At 63.0% G+C, this 15,275-nt stretch carries 17 protein-coding genes, 3 tRNA genes and 1 pseudogene; 15 read left to right on the forward strand and 6 right to left on the reverse strand.

Annotated elements, in window-relative coordinates; translation table 11 throughout:
- Positions 1 to 112 precede the first annotated feature (112 nt).
- On the forward strand, positions 113 to 1,027 hold the full coding sequence (locus PGC08_RS05945) for a GTP pyrophosphokinase (RefSeq protein ID WP_009882882.1): 915 nt from the start codon (positions 113 to 115) through the stop codon (positions 1,025 to 1,027).
- 52 nt (positions 1,028 to 1,079) lie between these two features.
- Positions 1,080 to 1,718 (forward strand): TetR/AcrR family transcriptional regulator, encoded by a 639-nt coding sequence (locus PGC08_RS19555; protein WP_442868157.1) that lies wholly within the window; start codon positions 1,080 to 1,082, stop codon positions 1,716 to 1,718.
- A 231-nt stretch (positions 1,719 to 1,949) separates the two neighbouring features.
- Here PGC08_RS19555 and PGC08_RS19560 read toward each other — a convergent pair.
- Positions 1,950 to 2,888 (reverse strand): annotated as a pseudogene (locus tag PGC08_RS19560) (5-methyltetrahydropteroyltriglutamate--homocysteine S-methyltransferase); the annotation flags it as partial.
- 86 nt (positions 2,889 to 2,974) lie between these two features.
- On the reverse strand, positions 2,975 to 3,466 hold the full coding sequence (locus PGC08_RS05960) for a YajQ family cyclic di-GMP-binding protein (RefSeq protein ID WP_271709756.1): 492 nt from the start codon (positions 3,464 to 3,466) through the stop codon (positions 2,975 to 2,977).
- A 145-nt stretch (positions 3,467 to 3,611) separates the two neighbouring features.
- On the opposite strand from PGC08_RS05960, the gene PGC08_RS05965 reads away from it, so the two are divergent.
- Both PGC08_RS05965 and PGC08_RS05970 read left to right on the forward strand, forming a co-directional pair.
- Positions 3,612 to 3,693, forward strand: a tRNA-Tyr gene (locus tag PGC08_RS05965).
- A gap of 125 nt (positions 3,694 to 3,818) precedes the next feature.
- Positions 3,819 to 4,337 (forward strand): J-domain-containing protein, encoded by a 519-nt coding sequence (locus tag PGC08_RS05970; protein ID WP_096158415.1) that lies wholly within the window; start codon positions 3,819 to 3,821, stop codon positions 4,335 to 4,337.
- Here the strand turns inward: PGC08_RS05970 and PGC08_RS05975 are convergent.
- Both PGC08_RS05975 and PGC08_RS05980 read right to left on the reverse strand, forming a co-directional pair.
- A complete protein-coding gene (locus PGC08_RS05975) occupies positions 4,334 to 5,539 on the reverse strand; it encodes a M20 metallopeptidase family protein (RefSeq protein WP_271709757.1) in 1,206 nt (401 codons plus the stop codon). The genes PGC08_RS05970 and PGC08_RS05975 overlap by 4 nt on opposite strands.
- Entirely contained in the window at positions 5,536 to 6,708 is a 1,173-nt protein-coding gene (locus PGC08_RS05980; RefSeq protein ID WP_271709758.1) for a hypothetical protein, read from the reverse strand. The genes PGC08_RS05975 and PGC08_RS05980 overlap by 4 nt, the downstream gene beginning before the upstream one ends.
- Positions 6,709 to 6,952: 244 nt before the next feature.
- On the opposite strand from PGC08_RS05980, the gene PGC08_RS05985 reads away from it, so the two are divergent.
- From PGC08_RS05985 to PGC08_RS05995, 3 genes are all read left to right on the forward strand, one after another.
- Entirely contained in the window at positions 6,953 to 7,753 is an 801-nt protein-coding gene (locus PGC08_RS05985; protein ID WP_009882871.1) for a glycerophosphodiester phosphodiesterase, read from the forward strand.
- A 78-nt stretch (positions 7,754 to 7,831) separates the two neighbouring features.
- Positions 7,832 to 7,904 (forward strand) — tRNA-Thr (locus PGC08_RS05990).
- Between the two features lie 26 nt (positions 7,905 to 7,930).
- Positions 7,931 to 8,004 (forward strand) — tRNA-Met (locus PGC08_RS05995).
- Between the two features lie 54 nt (positions 8,005 to 8,058).
- On the opposite strand, the gene PGC08_RS06000 is transcribed toward PGC08_RS05995, so the two are convergent.
- Positions 8,059 to 8,304 carry a hypothetical protein gene (locus PGC08_RS06000; protein WP_271709759.1) on the reverse strand — a complete coding sequence of 82 codons (246 nt, stop codon included), beginning with the start codon at positions 8,302 to 8,304 and terminating at the stop codon, positions 8,059 to 8,061.
- A 201-nt stretch (positions 8,305 to 8,505) separates the two neighbouring features.
- On the opposite strand from PGC08_RS06000, the gene PGC08_RS06005 reads away from it, so the two are divergent.
- From PGC08_RS06005 to PGC08_RS06030, 6 genes are all read left to right on the forward strand, one after another.
- The gene (locus PGC08_RS06005; RefSeq protein WP_271709760.1) at positions 8,506 to 9,291 is read left to right on the forward strand and encodes an SGNH/GDSL hydrolase family protein; all 786 of its coding nucleotides are present in this window, start codon (positions 8,506 to 8,508) and stop codon (positions 9,289 to 9,291) included.
- 116 nt (positions 9,292 to 9,407) lie between these two features.
- Positions 9,408 to 10,370 carry a squalene cyclase gene (locus PGC08_RS06010; protein ID WP_271709761.1) on the forward strand — a complete coding sequence of 321 codons (963 nt, stop codon included), beginning with the start codon at positions 9,408 to 9,410 and terminating at the stop codon, positions 10,368 to 10,370.
- A gap of 112 nt (positions 10,371 to 10,482) precedes the next feature.
- The gene (locus tag PGC08_RS06015) at positions 10,483 to 11,457 is read left to right on the forward strand and encodes an intradiol ring-cleavage dioxygenase (protein ID WP_096163006.1); all 975 of its coding nucleotides are present in this window, start codon (positions 10,483 to 10,485) and stop codon (positions 11,455 to 11,457) included.
- A 26-nt stretch (positions 11,458 to 11,483) separates the two neighbouring features.
- Positions 11,484 to 11,735: a twin-arginine translocase TatA/TatE family subunit gene (locus PGC08_RS06020; protein ID WP_271709762.1), complete on the forward strand. Its 252-nt coding sequence runs from the start codon at positions 11,484 to 11,486 to the stop codon at positions 11,733 to 11,735.
- The gene (gene tatC, locus PGC08_RS06025) at positions 11,732 to 12,511 is read left to right on the forward strand and encodes a twin-arginine translocase subunit TatC (protein WP_271709763.1); all 780 of its coding nucleotides are present in this window, start codon (positions 11,732 to 11,734) and stop codon (positions 12,509 to 12,511) included. Before PGC08_RS06020 ends, tatC begins: the two co-directional genes overlap by 4 nt.
- Positions 12,492 to 12,824, forward strand: coding sequence for a Sec-independent protein translocase subunit TatA/TatB (locus tag PGC08_RS06030; protein WP_009883617.1), 333 nt, complete (start codon positions 12,492 to 12,494; stop codon positions 12,822 to 12,824). The genes tatC and PGC08_RS06030 overlap by 20 nt, the downstream gene beginning before the upstream one ends.
- On the opposite strand, the gene PGC08_RS06035 is transcribed toward PGC08_RS06030, so the two are convergent.
- The gene (locus PGC08_RS06035; RefSeq protein WP_009883616.1) at positions 12,821 to 13,399 is read right to left on the reverse strand and encodes a hypothetical protein; all 579 of its coding nucleotides are present in this window, start codon (positions 13,397 to 13,399) and stop codon (positions 12,821 to 12,823) included. The genes PGC08_RS06030 and PGC08_RS06035 overlap by 4 nt on opposite strands.
- Positions 13,400 to 13,585: 186 nt before the next feature.
- Here PGC08_RS06035 and PGC08_RS06040 point away from each other — a divergent pair, with 186 nt between their 5' ends.
- Together PGC08_RS06040 and PGC08_RS06045 are read left to right on the forward strand one after the other, a co-directional pair.
- Positions 13,586 to 14,413 (forward strand): aldo/keto reductase, encoded by an 828-nt coding sequence (locus tag PGC08_RS06040; protein WP_271709764.1) that lies wholly within the window; start codon positions 13,586 to 13,588, stop codon positions 14,411 to 14,413.
- Entirely contained in the window at positions 14,414 to 15,157 is a 744-nt protein-coding gene (locus PGC08_RS06045) for a sirohydrochlorin chelatase (protein WP_271709765.1), read from the forward strand.
- Positions 15,158 to 15,275: the final 118 nt, after the last annotated feature.

Below are 15,275 nucleotides of genomic sequence, written 5' to 3' on the forward strand. Positions count from 1 at the left end.
ACTCTGAGTTCGACAGGCACTCGACACAGAAATCTGCGAGCGCGTCACCGTAACGGTGGCGCGCTCGTGGTTTGATGGGAGCAATGACGATCCCTGTGACAGAGGAGGAACGGTGAGTGCGGATTCGGCGATGAGGGAAGTGGTCTCGCAGGCCTATGCGCAGCGCCGTGACGCCTGGGAATCTGCCGCCGTGCGGATCAAGCACTGGCTCAAGCAGCAGCAGAAGGGTCTGCTGAAGAACAAGGACATCTCTCGCCTCGACGTCGACGGGCATCGAATCAAAGATCCGGCTCGCACTTTGGCGAAGCTCGTCGAGAAGGCGGCCGATGATCCCGATCTGCGGGTCTCGACACCTCAGGACGTGGAGAATCACATTCGCGACATCGTCGGAGTCAAGGTGCTGTGCAAATCACCGCGAGACCAGAAGATGATGTTCGACTCTCTGACGGACCCCCAGCAGCTCGGCGCCTTCGCTCTCATCGAGCAGAAGAACTACGTCGACCCACCGAAGCCAAGCGGCTACCGGGCCTGCCACGTGACGCTGCAGATCCCCTCCGATCAGGGGGAGCCTGTCTTTGCGGAGATCCAGGTCAAGACCAGGTTGCAGGACGCATGGGGCGAACTGACCCACGAAGATATGTACAAACCGGGCGCGGCGATGAAGCCCAGTGAGCTGCACGGTGAGTTTGCCCGCGCAATGGCGAACATGCTCGCCACGGTCGATGACATGGCCGACACCCTCGCCGTTGAGCTCTCTGCTCTGACGAATCCGGATCTAGACACCACCGTCCCCTCCGCTGCCGATGACACGATAGAGGTCAAGGTGAGGGCGACAGGACCGAAGTACGCACTGGCGGTCGACGGTGACGGTCGTCAGGGTCTCATTCCTGCATTTGCGGTTCGCAAACTCAGTGACTCCAAGGGCACGATCAAGGTCAATGACTTCATCAGTGTCGATGATCGCCTGCGAGCCACCGTCGAAGAGGATTCGAAGGGTCTCTACTACATCCCGATGGCATTGCCCTGAGGCTCAGTTTCGGCATCGGTACATTTATGGAGCGTCTGCTTCATAAATAATTATGGATCAGTCGTTCTACAATGTAAGTGTGGAAGCGAATAACCGCGGACGACCTCCCGAGTTCGATCGAGCCCGGGCCGTGCTCGAGGCCGCACGACTGTTCTGGCGCCTCGGCTACAGCGGAACGTCGACCCGGGACCTGAGCTCGGCGATCGGGATCTCGACCTCGAGCCTCTACTCGGCATTCGGCAGCAAGGCCGGACTGTTCGGCGAATCCGTTCGGGTCTACGCCCGGCGGTACACGGAACTGTACGAAAAGGCCGTCGCTGCACAGTCCATCAGAACCGTCGTCGATGAGCTGCTGAGGTCCTCGGTCATCGAGTTCACCCAGCCGCCGGACTCACACCCTGGCTGTCTCATCACCAGCGCAGTCATGTCAGAGGTTCCGGCGACGCGAAAGACGCGTGGAGGCATCACCACCATGTTGACGAAGAACGAACGCCTCCTCCGCGACCGCGTCACCACGGCGATCGATGAGGGCGAGATCCTGGGAGGAACCGACGCTGATGCCGTCGCTGGATTTGTGCAGGCGAACTGGCATGGTCTGGCCGCCCAGGCGAAACACGGTGTGAGACGCAACGAGCTGCTGCGGGTCGCCGGTTTCGCGCAGCGGGCGATGTGGTCGACTTACTCGAGATGAGGCATGCGCCTTGGCCAGGGCCTTCACCTCGGTGACCTTCGCCTCGGCGACATCTTCCTCGGCGGGGCAGGCCCGGGCTGAGTCGGCAGCCGGCAGATCGGCATCGGGTGACACCGGTTGGGGAATCAGCAGCAGCGACGTCGAGGTGGAGACGCTGAGCGATTCGCGACCAAGGCACTGCAGGACCGACAGACTAGTCGGCAGGTCGTCTGTTAGCACGCTGCGGGCGTCGATGACACCGGCGACGAGGTGGACCGACGCCGGAGTCTCCGCGGCAATGCGGACGATGTAGTCCGGATCGATCGCGCGGGTAGCCGCGGAGACATCCACACCAAGGGCATCGATGCCCGAATGTGCCAGCGCAGGCAATCCTCCTCGCAGGCTTCCGTGTGGAGCGGTGACGAAGATCTGCGGGCGCGTGCTCGCCCTGCTCAGAGTGGCATAGGCACGGGAGGCCGCCTCGACGAGCTCGGTGTCGGAGTGCTCGTCGACATCGGTCGTAAAGGCAGGTTCGTCCAACTGGACCCAGTCGACCCCGGCCGCAGCAAGAATGCTGATGACGTCGACGTAGGCGGTGGTGAGTTCGTCGAGCCGCTCGAACGCCGAGGTGCTTGTGCCTGGGCTCGTCTGCGCCAGTGCCAGCAGGGTCACAGGACCGATGAGGACAGGTCGGATCGTGTGATCGGCGGCTTTGGCCTCCGCTACGAGTGAGAGCAGATGCTGGGGGCGGGCCCTGAACCGGGTGGAGTCCTCGAGCTCCGGGGCAAAGGGCACTTGTTGCCCCATGCCTCGTGCCGCAGCGAAGTATTCGTCGACGTCGAAGTCGGTGCCGGTCGGCTCTGATGCGACGAGCCCGACGCTTAAGGCAGTGTCGAGGACATGGTCGTAGTGGGTGTAGGAGGCGGGGATCGAATAGTCCTCGTCCAAACCAAGTACTCGCAGGTGACTGTAAATGTTCAACCGCAGGGAGTGCATGGACTGTGAGAACGCCTCGGCATCGAGGCGGCCGGCCCAATAGTCCTTAAGCGCTTTTGTCTGCTCACAGTTCGGGCCAAGGTGCGTATAGCCGGTGATGGTGGCTGTGGGGAATGTGCTGAGCATGCCGCCATACTGCCGCCGGGTTCGGGGCGGTGACGGTGGGGGGAGACCATCGCTGTCACCTGCCGTCATGACCAGGTCACACAGCGACACGAAGAGTCAGGCAGTGACTTGCTGCGTCATGACGGCAGAAGCGACGATTCAACGACAGCGACGACTCAGCGGTAGTTGACGAACTGGACGTCGAGATCGAGGTCCTTGCCCTTGAGCAGGGAGATGACCTCCTGCAGGTCATCGCGCTTCTTCGAGCTCACGCGCAGCTCCTCACCCTGGATCTGCGATTTCACGCCCTTGGGGCCCTCATCCCGGATGTACTTCGAGATCTTCTTCGCGTTGTCCTTGTCGATGCCTTCCTTGAGGCTCGCATCGATGCGGTACTCCTTGCCCGAGGGGTAGGGCTCGCTGTCGTCGAGGGACTTCAGGGAGATGCCGCGCTTGACCAGCTTCGACTGGAAGACGTCGAGGATCGCCTTCACCCGGTCCTCGCTGACGGCCTTCATCTGAATCGCTTCACCGGTCCACGCGATCGAGGCGTCGGTGCCGCGGAAGTCGTAGCGGGAATTGATCTCTTTGGCCGCCTGGTTCAAGGCATTGTCGGCTTCCTGCCGGTCGACCTTGCTGACGACGTCGAATGAGGATTCGCTGGCCATGAATGCTCCTTGTGTGGTGAGAGGATGGACGGGTATCTGGTCACCGAGTGTAGTCGAGACGCATAATTGTGACCTGCGTCTATCGAGTTGGTGATTCGGGGGTCGTGCTTGTAGTATTTTCAAGTGCTCATCGAGCACACACTGCGGCAGATTGCCCGAGCGGCCAAAGGGAGCTGACTGTAAATCAGCCGGCATTGCCTTCGAAGGTTCGAATCCTTCATCTGCCACGCAGACGGAAGAAGCCCTGTGATCATCACCTGATCACAGGGCTTCTTCGCATTCACCCCCATTGCGCAGCCCCGGCCACCTCTATAGCGTGGAGACACGTGGCCAGGACAATGGAGGCACCGCCATGACTGAGGATGAGGCTCCTCGCCGGATCAGCTCGCTCGAAGACCGGAACGCGATCGTCGAATCCGCGCTGGACAAGGCCATCAGACGCGGCGATTTCGACGACCTGCCCGGTCTGGGCAAGCCCCTGTCCGGTCTCCACAACTCGGAAGATCCCGACTGGTGGATCAAGCAGAAGATGGACAGCGAAGACATGAGCGGCGTCGCCCCGGCCGCCTTCCAGCTGCGCAAGGAGAACGCGGTCCTCGAAGACACCCTCGATGCGTTCTCAAAGGAGGCCGATGTCCGCGCCTATCTCGCCGGCTTCAACGATCGAGTCCGGGCCGCCATCATGGACCTGCGGGAGGGCCCACCCGTCTTCACCCCGCCCCGCAAGGTCGAGGACGAGGTCGCGGCCTGGCGCCAACGCCGAAGCGCGAAGACTGCATTAACGACGAACCCGCCCCCGACTCCGACGGATGGTCGGGATCAGGAGCGGGAACAACCGCCTCGGCGATGGTGGCAGCGGAAGCGGAGCTAGCGCTGGGTGCGCAGGCGTTCGAGTGCCAGGTGGGCCAGCAGCGCCGCCTGATCACCGAGCACGGAGTCGTCGAAGATGACGAAGGGGGAGTGGTTGTCTCCCTGCCGTTCCTCGGGCACGTCCGTGCGTTTGGCGCCGAGCATCATATACGTGCCCGGAACCTCGTGCAGGACGAATGAGAAGTCCTCACTGGGCATGATCGGGTGTGCGGAGACCTCCACCCGATCCTCACCCAGCAGGCCGCGGACCTGGTCAAGAGTCCATTCGGTCTCCACCCCGTCGTTGACGGTCACGGGGTACTGCACTTGGAAATCCACCTCGGCGGTGCATCCGTGAGCCTCCGCGATGCCCCTGGCCAGCTGCTTCGACTGGGCACGCACAATGTCCAGCGACTCCTGGGACAGGGTGCGCACGGTGGCGCCGAGGCTCGCCGAAGCGGGGATGACGTTGACAGCATCACCCGCCTGCAGCTGTGTCACGGACAAAGCGATCGGGTCGAAGGTGCTGATGCGTCGGCTGACCATGTTCTGCAGGGCTGTGACGAGCTCGGCCAGGGCAGGGACCGGATCGATCGCCGACTGCGGCTGGGATCCGTGACCCCCGCGCCCGTGGAGGGTGATACTGAGGACGTTGGACCCGGCCTGCAGGGTCCCCGCCTTCGTCGAGACGACACCCTTGGCTCCCATATGGACGTGGGCTCCGTAGGCCGCGATCACTCGAGGCCCGGCGGCGTCGAGGACACCCTCCTTGATCATCACCGAGGCGCCGTTATATCCCTCCTCACCGGGCTGGAACATGAAGACGACGTCGCCGGCGAGCTCGGCGCGGTGCGCATGCAGCAGCTCGACAGCGCCCACGAGGCCCGCGGTGTGCAGGTCGTGACCGCAGGCGTGCATGTTCGCATTCGCCGAGGTGAACGGTTCGTCTGTCTGCTCCTGAATGGGCAGTGCGTCCATGTCCCCGCGCAGGAGGACAGCTGGTGCATCCGCGGGCTTCTGCGGATGAGTGCCACGCAGGACCGCCACCACCGAGGTGGTCTCAACTCCCGTACTGATCTCCAGATCGAGGCCCTCGAGGGCGGCGAGAACCGCAGCCTGCGTGTGCGGCAGGTCGAGGCCCACCTCGGGGTCGGCATGCAGCCGTCGTCGCAGATCCTGCAGTTGCGGCAGCAGAGCGTTCGCCTCGGCGAGGAGCGCGCTCACAGCATTCCCACGAGGACACTGGCGATGATGACTGAACCAGAGCTGACCGAGGTGAAGCCGCCGACAAGCATCGGCGGCAGCATGACATTGAGGAGGGCTTCCTTCTCGTCGTCATCGCGGGCGATGGAGCGTGCCACCTCGTTGGTCAGCAGATAGTCGGCGGGGAAGCCGTACATGGCCGTCAGTGCCACCGACATACCCAGCGGAGCCTTCCACCTCAGCAGCTTCGTGGCGATGTAGCCACCACCGACGATGCCGATGATGCCGATGATGAGGATCGAGATGGTGGGCAGGAACGCGTCGATGACGTCCTGCACGGAGGCCGAGACCAGCGGGGCCATAACGATCGCGATCACGCCGGCCATGGCGACGCCGAAGGAGTTCGACCGTTCCATCGCCTTGTCGGGCGAGAGGCCGATCGCGGTGGCGGCGATGCCGAGGATGAGAGCGAGAATCGATGACGGGATGTGCGTCGGGACGGCCAGCAGTGTCGCGATGGAGCCGCCGACGAGGATGAGGAAGAGCATGAACAGCTGGTTGTCGACGAGGAACGCCGGCAGTGTGACGAGCTTCTTCTTCGTGGCGGCCTCTGCCTCGTCTTCGTGGTGAGCGGCAGCGAGTTCGTGGAGTTCGCCGCTGTCGCGCAGGTTCTTGGCGTAGCGACGGAGCAGGAAATTCGTCATCGGCATCGACGGCAGGGACTGCAGCATGAGCACGAGAGCCGGGAGAACGATGATCGCCGAGGCGGCTCCGGACGCTGTCAGGCCCTCGGTTGTGAGGCTGGTGGCGACGATGCCGCCGGCCAGGGGCCCGGAACCGGCCACGGAGGTCTCGAACCCGAAGATGGGCGCGATGATGAGGAAGATGAGGCCGACGGCGACCGCCATCCCGGACAGTGCGATGACCACTGAACGCCATTGCTTGAGCATCACCCGGAGCGGAATGAGCGTACCCATGTGGAAGAGCAGCGGAGCGACGAGAATCGTGTAGACCTGGACCAGCATCGAGTCATCGATGACGGTTTCCGGGACGATGCCGATCTTGGCGAAGATGAAGATGCCCAGCATCGCCACGAGGAGACTGGGGACTCGGGCCTTGGACCAGATCGAGACCAATTCGCCGACGGCGATGAAGCCGAGCACGATCGCGGCAGCGTAGATGCCTTCCATAGCGATCCTTTCAAAGGTGGTAGGTGGAGCATGAGTGCGGTCGTCACATCCACGACAGTGAGGATATGAACTAACTCACAGAGAGTACGTTATTGCCTGTTCTGCCCCAGTGCCTATGTCTTTCTCAGTATTCAAGATATTGAAAATGCTTCATGGCGGGTCCTGCTGGCTGAGGCATCGGCTGTGGCAGGGCGTCGTGAGAGCGAATTGAGACGAGAACTGGTGCAGGGCATAGGCTGGACGTATGAGCTTTCTGCAGTTCCTGCACGAACGAGGAATCACCGAACGACCAGGGTCGTCCAAGCGCCCCCTGGTGATCGCCCACCGCGGCTATTCCGCGGTGGCCCCGGAGAACAGTCTCGCCGCGGTGGATGCCGCCCGCGCCCTCGACGTGGACTTCATCGAAGTCGACACCTCCACGAGCGCCGATGGGGTTCCGGTCATCCTCCACGACCCCGACCTCGACAGGACCACGAATCGCAAGGGTCCGGTGGCCAACCTGACCGCGGAGGAGCTGTCCTTCGTCGACGCCGGCTCGTGGATGGGGCCGGGATTCACCGGAGTTCGGATTCCCACGCTGGCGGCCGTCATGCGAGATATCCAGCACCGAGGTGGTGAGCTGCTCCTCGAGCTCAAGGGGGAGTGGTCCTCCGGAGCGGTGGCCCAGATCTCAGAGCTCGTCGTCGAGACCGGCACTGCCGATCGGATGGTCGTGCAGTCGTTCAACACAGAGACCCTCGCCGCCTGCAGAGACATGCTGCCGATGGTGTCGCGGTTCCTTCTGCGCATGGTTCCACGCCCCGAGGACATCGAGACCGCACGGGCACTGGGCGCCGTTGCGATCAATCCTTCATACAAGGGATTCTCCATGCGCAGGTCCGTGGTCACCGAGATTCGGGACAACGACCTGGGCGTCTTCGTCTGGACGGCCGATTCCATGAACGAGTGGCGCGAACTCCTCGACGCCGAGGTTGATGGCATCATCACCAACCACCCGGGGCGTCTGCAGGGTTTTCTGGCGGGTCGCTTTGACCCAGTGAAGTGAACTTCCGTGATCTGTGAGTGACGTCACTGAACGCCGATTTGCCCTCGCTGCGCGAAGCCGTGTAAATTCTTACCTGTTGCCCCGATAGCTCAGTCGGTAGAGCATCTCCATGGTAAGGAGAAGGTCAAGGGTTCGAATCCCTTTCGGGGCTCTCGTGCCGCTTAAATGCGGCGCTGGGGCGGGGTAGCTCAGCTGGTTAGAGCGCACGACTCATAATCGTGAGGTCGGGGGATCGAGTCCCCCTCCCGCTACTTCGACGAAAAGGACCTCCACTGTCCGGGTGGGGGTCCTTTCTGATTCACGGCTCAATTCCGCAGCCTCGGCGAGACATCCTCCGCATCCGGCCTACAGTCCGCAAGCTTGCGAAATGCAGTGGCGAGCAACCAGTAGATCGCCGCGGACACGGGGGCGACCAGAATGACCTGCCACCAGGACAGATCCTGTGAGCCCCAGCCCAGGAGCTTGAAGCAGGAGTGGACGCACAGAACGAGGGCCATCAGGATGAGCGCTTCTCGCCGGTTGCGCCGACGGTCGGAGGTTGGCTCCTTCATAAAAAACAAGGCTACCTGAATAATTGAAACTTCAGTGTGTCTATTTTCGATGGACCCGGGGTAGGTGCGGGACTAGGATGATCGTTGCTCAGCCAGTTGACCGATGGAGCCTAAGATGAAAGACCTCTTCCCCCGCAGGCACGAAGCGCACGAACTCGGTTGTCGGCCCTCGTGCGGTCGGGTCCTGATGACGGTGACGCTGTGAGCGGCGATTCCAGCCTGCCGCTGCGCTACATTGCGATCGGCGACAGTCTCTCCGAGGGGGTGGGTGACGAGCCCTGGCACGATGGCAGCCCGCGAGGCTGGACCGATCGCCTGGCATCCCTGCTGACTGCGCACTACGGACAGCACCGGGCCATCCACTATGCGAATCTGGCCGTGCGCGGTTACAAGACGGGCCAGGTCGTCGACACGCAGATCCGGACGGCCATCGCGCTGCGGCCCGATTTCGTCACGCTGACCGCCGGGATGAATGACATCATGCGACCCCGTGTCGACTTCGGCGCGCTGAAGTCCGCCCTCATAGGGATCGTCGAGCCACTGACGGCTGCTGGCACCAAGGTCTACGTCGTCCCCATCCCCAATATCGTCGGAGTCTCGCCAGCTGGGCCGCTGATCAACACCCGTCGACTGCGTCTCAATGCGATCTATCAGCACCTCGTCGATTCCCACGGAGTCCTGCCACTGACCAACACCACCAATTCGGTGTTCGAAGATCCCCGTGCATGGGACGAAGATCGCCTTCACCTTGCCGCGCTGGGCCACGAGCGGCTCGCCTGTGCCGCGGCAGCGAGCTTCGGCGTCCCGATCGACTTCGATTTCCTCAGCCCTCCTGAGGGTCCGGCGCCGGTGCGCACAGCCAGCATCGAGGCACAATGGTGGTGGAAGCACGTCAGGCCGTGGATCTATCGACGGCTGACGGGCAAGTCCTCAGGGGACGGACGAGTGGCCAAGCGCCCTGAACTGGGCCCGATCGTCGACGAATAGTAGTCGTCACCGACGAGTAGTAAGGGGCTGCCTGCCGGGATCTCGACTCATCACCACGACGGTTGCTCCGGACGTAGACTCGGTTTCACACATGTGCCCACCGTAGGGAATCAACGATGATTGACACTCGGCTCAGCAACTGGCTCCTCGACTCCGACCCGGCACTGCGCTGGCAGGTCGAACGCGACCTGTTGGACCGTGACGAAGACATCTGGCAGGCGACTCGGGCGAAGGTGCCGAGCGAGGGGTTCGGCCGTGAGCTTCTGCGTCTCCAGGACGTGGACGGGCAGTGGGCTGGAGGCGCATACTTTCCGTCGGACTTCAGGGGCGAAGGTCCGCAGCCGTGGACGGCCACCACATGGGCGCTCAACCAGCTTCGAGACTGGGGAGCTCCCGCCTCGGCGCTGGAGGGTACCGCTGAGAAGCTGATCCCGGTGCGCTGGGAATACGAGGACATGCCCTATTGGGGCGGGGAAGTCGACGTGTGCATCAACGCGATGACGCTGTCGAACGGCCTGTGGCTCGGTGCCGACGTCGACGCGATCGTCGACTGGTTCCTCGACCATCAGCTCGACGACGGGGGCTGGAACTGCGAATGGGTGGAAGGGTCGACGGTGGCCTCCTTCCATTCCACGCTCAACGCACTGATCGGCCTCCTCGATTATCAGGTGCGCACCGGGGACACGGAGCGGGTTGCGGACGCTCGCGCCCGCGGAGAGGAATACCTGCTGCGTCGCGACCTCTTCCGCAGGCTGTCGACAGGGGAGCCCTTCTATGACCGCGTATTCAGCCTCGCCCATCCTCGGCGGGCCTATTACAACGTCCTCGCCGCGGCCGACTACTTCCGGGAGGCCGACAACACCACCCCAGATCCGCGCATGGGCGAGGCGATCGAGGTCATCAGGTCTCAGCGTCGCAGCGACGGAACCTGGCTGCAGGGACACCGACTGGACGGTGATGTCTGGTTCCACATCGACGCGCCGACCGGTGAACCGTCGAAATGGGTGACCCTCCAGGCAACCCGAGTTCTGCAGTGGTGGGACGCGGCGCAGTCTGCGCCGCGCGACCGGCAGGTCTGATCGATCCACAGGCCCGAGCGATCCACAGGCCTGACATAGGAATGCCACAGTTCGTGGCCAGAGCCGGTCCGCACGATGGAGTCATCAACATCCACCGAACGAAGGACACACCATGGCTCGAGTACCAGAACCAGAGGAGACCCCCGACGGACCGACCTATGAAGGGCGGCTCCTCGATCACCCCGACGAGGAGGTCGTCGACCAGGGCGCGGCGTTCGACATTCGCACCCTCTTCAGCCGTCGCAGCGTCCTCGGGGTCGTCGGCGCCGGCATCGGAACGGTGGCGCTGGCCGCCTGCGGAATGAACTCTGCCTCCGGCAGCGACAGCTTAGTGACGGAGATCCCCGATGAGACCGCCGGCCCCTACCCGGCTGATGGCTCAAACGGTCCGGACATCCTCGAACAATCGGGAATCGTGCGCTCCGACATCCGGTCGAACATCGACGGCAGTGAAACGGTCGAGGGCGTGGCACTGACCTTCACCCTCAAGGTCACCGACATGGCCAATGACAACAAGGCATTCGAAGGGGTGGCCGTCTACGCCTGGCACTGCGATGCACAGGGCCGCTACTCCATGTACTCCGAGGGCGTCGAGGATGCGACCTGGCTGCGCGGTGTCCAAGTCGCCGACGAGAAGGGGGAAGTCACCTTCACCTCGGTCTTCCCCGCCTGCTACACCGGAAGATGGACTCACATCCACTTCGAGATCTACCCGGACGTCGACTCCATCACCGATGCCGACAACGCCATTGCCACCTCACAGATGGCTCTGCCCGAGGACGCCTGCAACGCGGTCTTCGAACTCTCCGCCTACGACGGATCGGCCGAGAATCTGTCCAACGTCAGCCTCGATGATGACAATGTCTTCGGCGATGACGGGGGAGAGCACCAGATGGCGACGATCAGCGGCGACACTGACAAGGGCTACGTAGCCTCGCTGGACGTGCCCGTCGACACAGGCACAGAGCCGACCGGAGGAGCCGAACCCGGAGGCGGCGGCGGGGAAGGCGGCGAACCTCCGGAAGGCGGAGCACCACCCGAGGGCGGCACGCCTGCGGAAGGTGGAGCTGCCTCGGCGGAGAAATAGACGAGCAACCGAAAGGACTTCAGATCATGCTGCACAATCTCACGGGCTGGCACGCCCTCATCGTTTTGGCCATCATCATCCTCGTCTTCGGCGCCGCCAAACTCCCGGCCCTGGCCAAGAGCCTCGGCCAATCGATGCGCATCCTCAAGGACGAAGCATCCGATCCGAGAGGCGACGACAGGAAAGACAACGACAAGAAAGACAACAGCAAGACGGCAGACCAGTCGGCCAACCCGTATGAAGCGGTGACCGACCCCATCGCGCAGCGGCACTCATGAGCACCGCCACCGCCGCACACGCGCCCTCGCCTGCTGCGCAGAAGATGCCGCTGGCCGCGCACCTGAAGGAGGCCCGCACCCGGGCGATGCGCGCGGCGGTGGCACTGCTGGTGGGCACCATCATCGGCTATGTGCTCTCGGAATCTGTCCTCGACGTGCTCCGGGCACCGATCACAGAACTGGCCGAATCTCGCAGCGCATCCTTAAACTATGACAGCGTCACGAGCGCATTCGATCTGCGGCTGCGCATCGCCCTGTATTCGGGAGTCATCCTCTCCAGCCCGGTCTGGCTGACGGAGCTCTTCGGCTTCCTCACACCGGGACTGACAGCCAAGGAGAGGCGCTATGGTCTCGGCTTTCTCGCGGCCGCTCTGCCCCTGTTCGCCTCCGGGTGTGCGACCGGCTTCCTCATCTTCCCGCGCATGGTCGAGGTGCTCACCTCATTCGCCTCGGCCGAAGACAGCACCATCCTGCAGGCCGCCTACTATTTCGACTTCGTCATGAAGACCGTTCTGGCCAGCGGAGTAGCCTTCGTCCTGCCGGTCTTCCTCGTCGTCCTCAACCTCATGGGCATACTTTCGGCGTCTGCCATCGCGAAGAGCTGGCGACTCAGCGTCGTCGCCATCGTGGTCTTCGCTGCCTTAGTGACTCCGGCGGCTGACGTGCTCTCGATGGTCTTCGTCGCCGCGCCCATGGTGCTGCTCTTTCTCACCGCCCTCGCGATCACCTGGATCCACGATCGGAAAGGAACAGATCATGCTCGGTCTCAGCTTTGAGAAGATGCTGATCGCCGGCCTCATCGCCGTCATCGTCATCGGCCCCCGACGCCTGCCCCACTATGCCCAGAAGCTGGGCGAGCTGATCCGCATGTTTCGGGCCCAACTGACAACTGCGCAGACTCGGGCGGCCCAGTCGGTGGGGGCCGAGGACTGGGAGTCACTCGATCCCAGACGCTACGACCCACGGCGAATCGTGCGGGAGGCGCTGCACGAGCCCGCACCCGATCCCGCGCCTGCGCCCGATCCCGCCGAGGCAGGGGATCGGGCCGTCGTCACCGGCTCATCCGGTCATCCCAGGAGGAAGGCTTAGAAGTCGACTTCCTTCTTGTCGAGACCGGGGAACTTGACCTCATACTTGATCATGTTGTCCTTGTGGTCGACGAGTTTGACCGTTCCGAAGTAGGTCTTCTTCTTCGTCTGAACTTCACAGCTGGTCAGTCCCCACCAGTCCATGACCTTCATATCGTCTCTGCACTCGACAGCATCGACGTCCATCTTGAACTTGTTCTTGAACAGGTCGTCGATATCGGCCTGAAGTGATGCCTTCGGGACTGTTCCGTCACCCTCTTTGTTGACCTTGATCCCGTCATCGCTGGCCCACGAGGTGGTTCGGGGAGCGTCGGCGAAGAGATCTTTCGACTTGCTCGGCTCAGGCTCGGCAGATTTGCTGGGGTCCGGGGCCGATGCACTCTCCGACTCGCCTGGGGCCGCCTTGCCCTGCATGCCACCGCCGTCATCGGCCTTCTCGGTCTGCGCCGCCTCATCGGTCTTCTTCTGGGATTCGTCCTTGTCACCGCCGCAGCCAGTCAGCGCCAGGGCGAGAGCGACACCGACCGCGGCGGTGATCGTCCGGGGTGAGAATGCTGCCTTGGTCATCGGTTTCATCGTCATACTCCTCGTGGAACATCGCTGGTGCCCGGTGAGCGATCATCTGGCAATCACGGGCGTCGTTCGTACACAGTCGATTCTGCCATCACCGGGCCCCGATCCGGGCGCTGAGCGTGTGCACATCCGGAGACACATGTGTCGATCCGGGCACATGAGTCACAGAGCCTCGACTACGATGACCGAATGATCCCCACGACGACACTGGCCGATGGCACGGAACTTCCACTTCTGGGACAGGGCACGTGGCACATCGGTGATGATCCTGGGCGACGTCGAACCGAGATCGCAGCATTGCGCCACGGCATCGAAGCCGGAATGACCCTCGTCGACACCGCGGAGATGTACGGATCCGGCCGCTCCGAAGACCTCGTCGGAGAGGCGATCGCACCGGTGCGCGATGAGGTGTACCTCGTCGACAAGGTCCTACCCACGAATGCCTCGGAATCCGGGACCATCGCGGCCTGTGAACGATCCCTGGCCGTTCTCGGCACCGACCACATCGACCTCTACCTCCTCCACTGGCCCGGCCCGCACCCCGTCGAAGAGACGATTGCGGCCTTCGAATCACTCCGTGCCCGGGGCCTCATCGGCGGCTGGGGCGTGAGCAACTTCGACCCGGCCGAGATCGCGGAACTGCCCGCGACGCCGCTGGTCAACCAGGTTCTGCTCAACCCGTCGCGCCGCGGTCCGGAGCACGATCTCCTGCCCGCCCACCGCGATCGTCGCCCCCACATCACGACGATGGCCTACTCGCCGATCGAACAGGGCCGACTGCTTGAGGACCCCACCCTCGCCGAGGTGGCCCGCCGTCACGAAGTGAGCACCGCCCAGATCCTGTTGGCCTGGGCAATGCGCTCCGGTGATGTCATTGCGATACCCAAGGCCTCGACACCCGACCACGTGAAGGCCAATGCCGAGGCAGTCGACATCGCACTGACGAGTGATGACCTCGCCGACATCGATCGTGCATTCCCCGCCCCGACATCGCCGATGCCACTGGAAGTGATCTGAATGCCCCTGCCATCGATCGGTCTCATCTCCCACGGCACCTCGTCGGCAGAAGGGCGCCGGGTCATCGAGGCACTCGCCGCCGCCGTCACCGAGGACCTGGTCTCACGTGGGCTGGCCGCCGAGGTGATGCTGGGTCACGTCGATGTTCAGCATCCCGATGTCGCCGAGGTGCTTTCGACCCTTCCGTCTGATTCCCCGGTTGTCCTTGTGCCGCTGCTGCTCTCCCCGGGCTATCACGTGCATGTCGACCTGGCTGAAGCCGTCCGTGCCGCGGGAGGTGCCGATGGAAGCAAAGCGCAAGGAACAGAGACTCGTGACATCCGACTGACGCCGACGCTGGGACCGGATCCTCGTCTGGCCCAGATTCTGGCCGAGCGTCTGCCGGATCTGGGTGACGAGGACCACGTGGTGCTCGCGGCCGCCGGATCAAGTGACGAGCGGGCCAATGATGCCTGTCGGGACATGGCTGAATCTCTGTCTCATGAGCTTTCAAGGCCCGTCGTTGCAGGGTTTCATGCCGGTGAGGGAGACCGCTTGGGTGAGATTGTTGAGCAGAAAAGAAGGGCTGGTGGACGGGTAGTGCTCTCGAGCTACCTTTTGGCCCCGGGCTTCTTCCAGGACCTCGCTTCGGCTCTCATTTCTGACTCCAGCGACATCCTTGCTCCACCGCTGCTCCATGACGGCGCGAAACCCCCGCCATTGCTGGTCGACGTCGTCCGCGACCGCATAATCTCAGCACTCTGACCGGGCGTCAATTTTCTCGACTCGCAGCGTCATCGTCTGACTTATGACGTCGTGCGTCACGAAACGACATGATTGGACACCCTAATTTGTTGAGCAATCTATTTCTCTTGTAGCGTGA

The organism is Brevibacterium sp. BDJS002 (assembly GCF_028201555.1).
GTDB lineage: Bacteria > Actinomycetota > Actinomycetes > Actinomycetales > Brevibacteriaceae > Brevibacterium > Brevibacterium aurantiacum.

Excerpts from the sequence above, each read along its gene's own strand:
- PGC08_RS19555 (WP_442868157.1), top strand. The coding sequence starts at position 1,080 with ATGGATCAGTCGTTCTACAATGTAAGTGTGGAAGCGAATAACCGCGGA.
- PGC08_RS05960 (WP_271709756.1), bottom strand. The coding sequence starts at position 3,466 with ATGGCCAGCGAATCCTCATTCGACGTCGTCAGCAAGGTCGACCGGCAG.
- PGC08_RS05970 (WP_096158415.1), top strand. The coding sequence starts at position 3,819 with ATGACTGAGGATGAGGCTCCTCGCCGGATCAGCTCGCTCGAAGACCGG.
- PGC08_RS05980 (WP_271709758.1), bottom strand. The coding sequence starts at position 6,708 with ATGGAAGGCATCTACGCTGCCGCGATCGTGCTCGGCTTCATCGCCGTC.
- PGC08_RS05985 (WP_009882871.1), top strand. The coding sequence starts at position 6,953 with ATGAGCTTTCTGCAGTTCCTGCACGAACGAGGAATCACCGAACGACCA.
- PGC08_RS06000 (WP_271709759.1), bottom strand. The coding sequence starts at position 8,304 with ATGAAGGAGCCAACCTCCGACCGTCGGCGCAACCGGCGAGAAGCGCTC.
- PGC08_RS06010 (WP_271709761.1), top strand. The coding sequence starts at position 9,408 with ATGATTGACACTCGGCTCAGCAACTGGCTCCTCGACTCCGACCCGGCA.
- PGC08_RS06015 (WP_096163006.1), top strand. The coding sequence starts at position 10,483 with ATGGCTCGAGTACCAGAACCAGAGGAGACCCCCGACGGACCGACCTAT.
- PGC08_RS06020 (WP_271709762.1), top strand. The coding sequence starts at position 11,484 with ATGCTGCACAATCTCACGGGCTGGCACGCCCTCATCGTTTTGGCCATC.
- tatC (WP_271709763.1), top strand. The coding sequence starts at position 11,732 with ATGAGCACCGCCACCGCCGCACACGCGCCCTCGCCTGCTGCGCAGAAG.
- PGC08_RS06030 (WP_009883617.1), top strand. The coding sequence starts at position 12,492 with ATGCTCGGTCTCAGCTTTGAGAAGATGCTGATCGCCGGCCTCATCGCC.
- PGC08_RS06035 (WP_009883616.1), bottom strand. The coding sequence starts at position 13,399 with ATGAAACCGATGACCAAGGCAGCATTCTCACCCCGGACGATCACCGCC.
- PGC08_RS06040 (WP_271709764.1), top strand. The coding sequence starts at position 13,586 with ATGATCCCCACGACGACACTGGCCGATGGCACGGAACTTCCACTTCTG.
- PGC08_RS06045 (WP_271709765.1), top strand. The coding sequence starts at position 14,414 with ATGCCCCTGCCATCGATCGGTCTCATCTCCCACGGCACCTCGTCGGCA.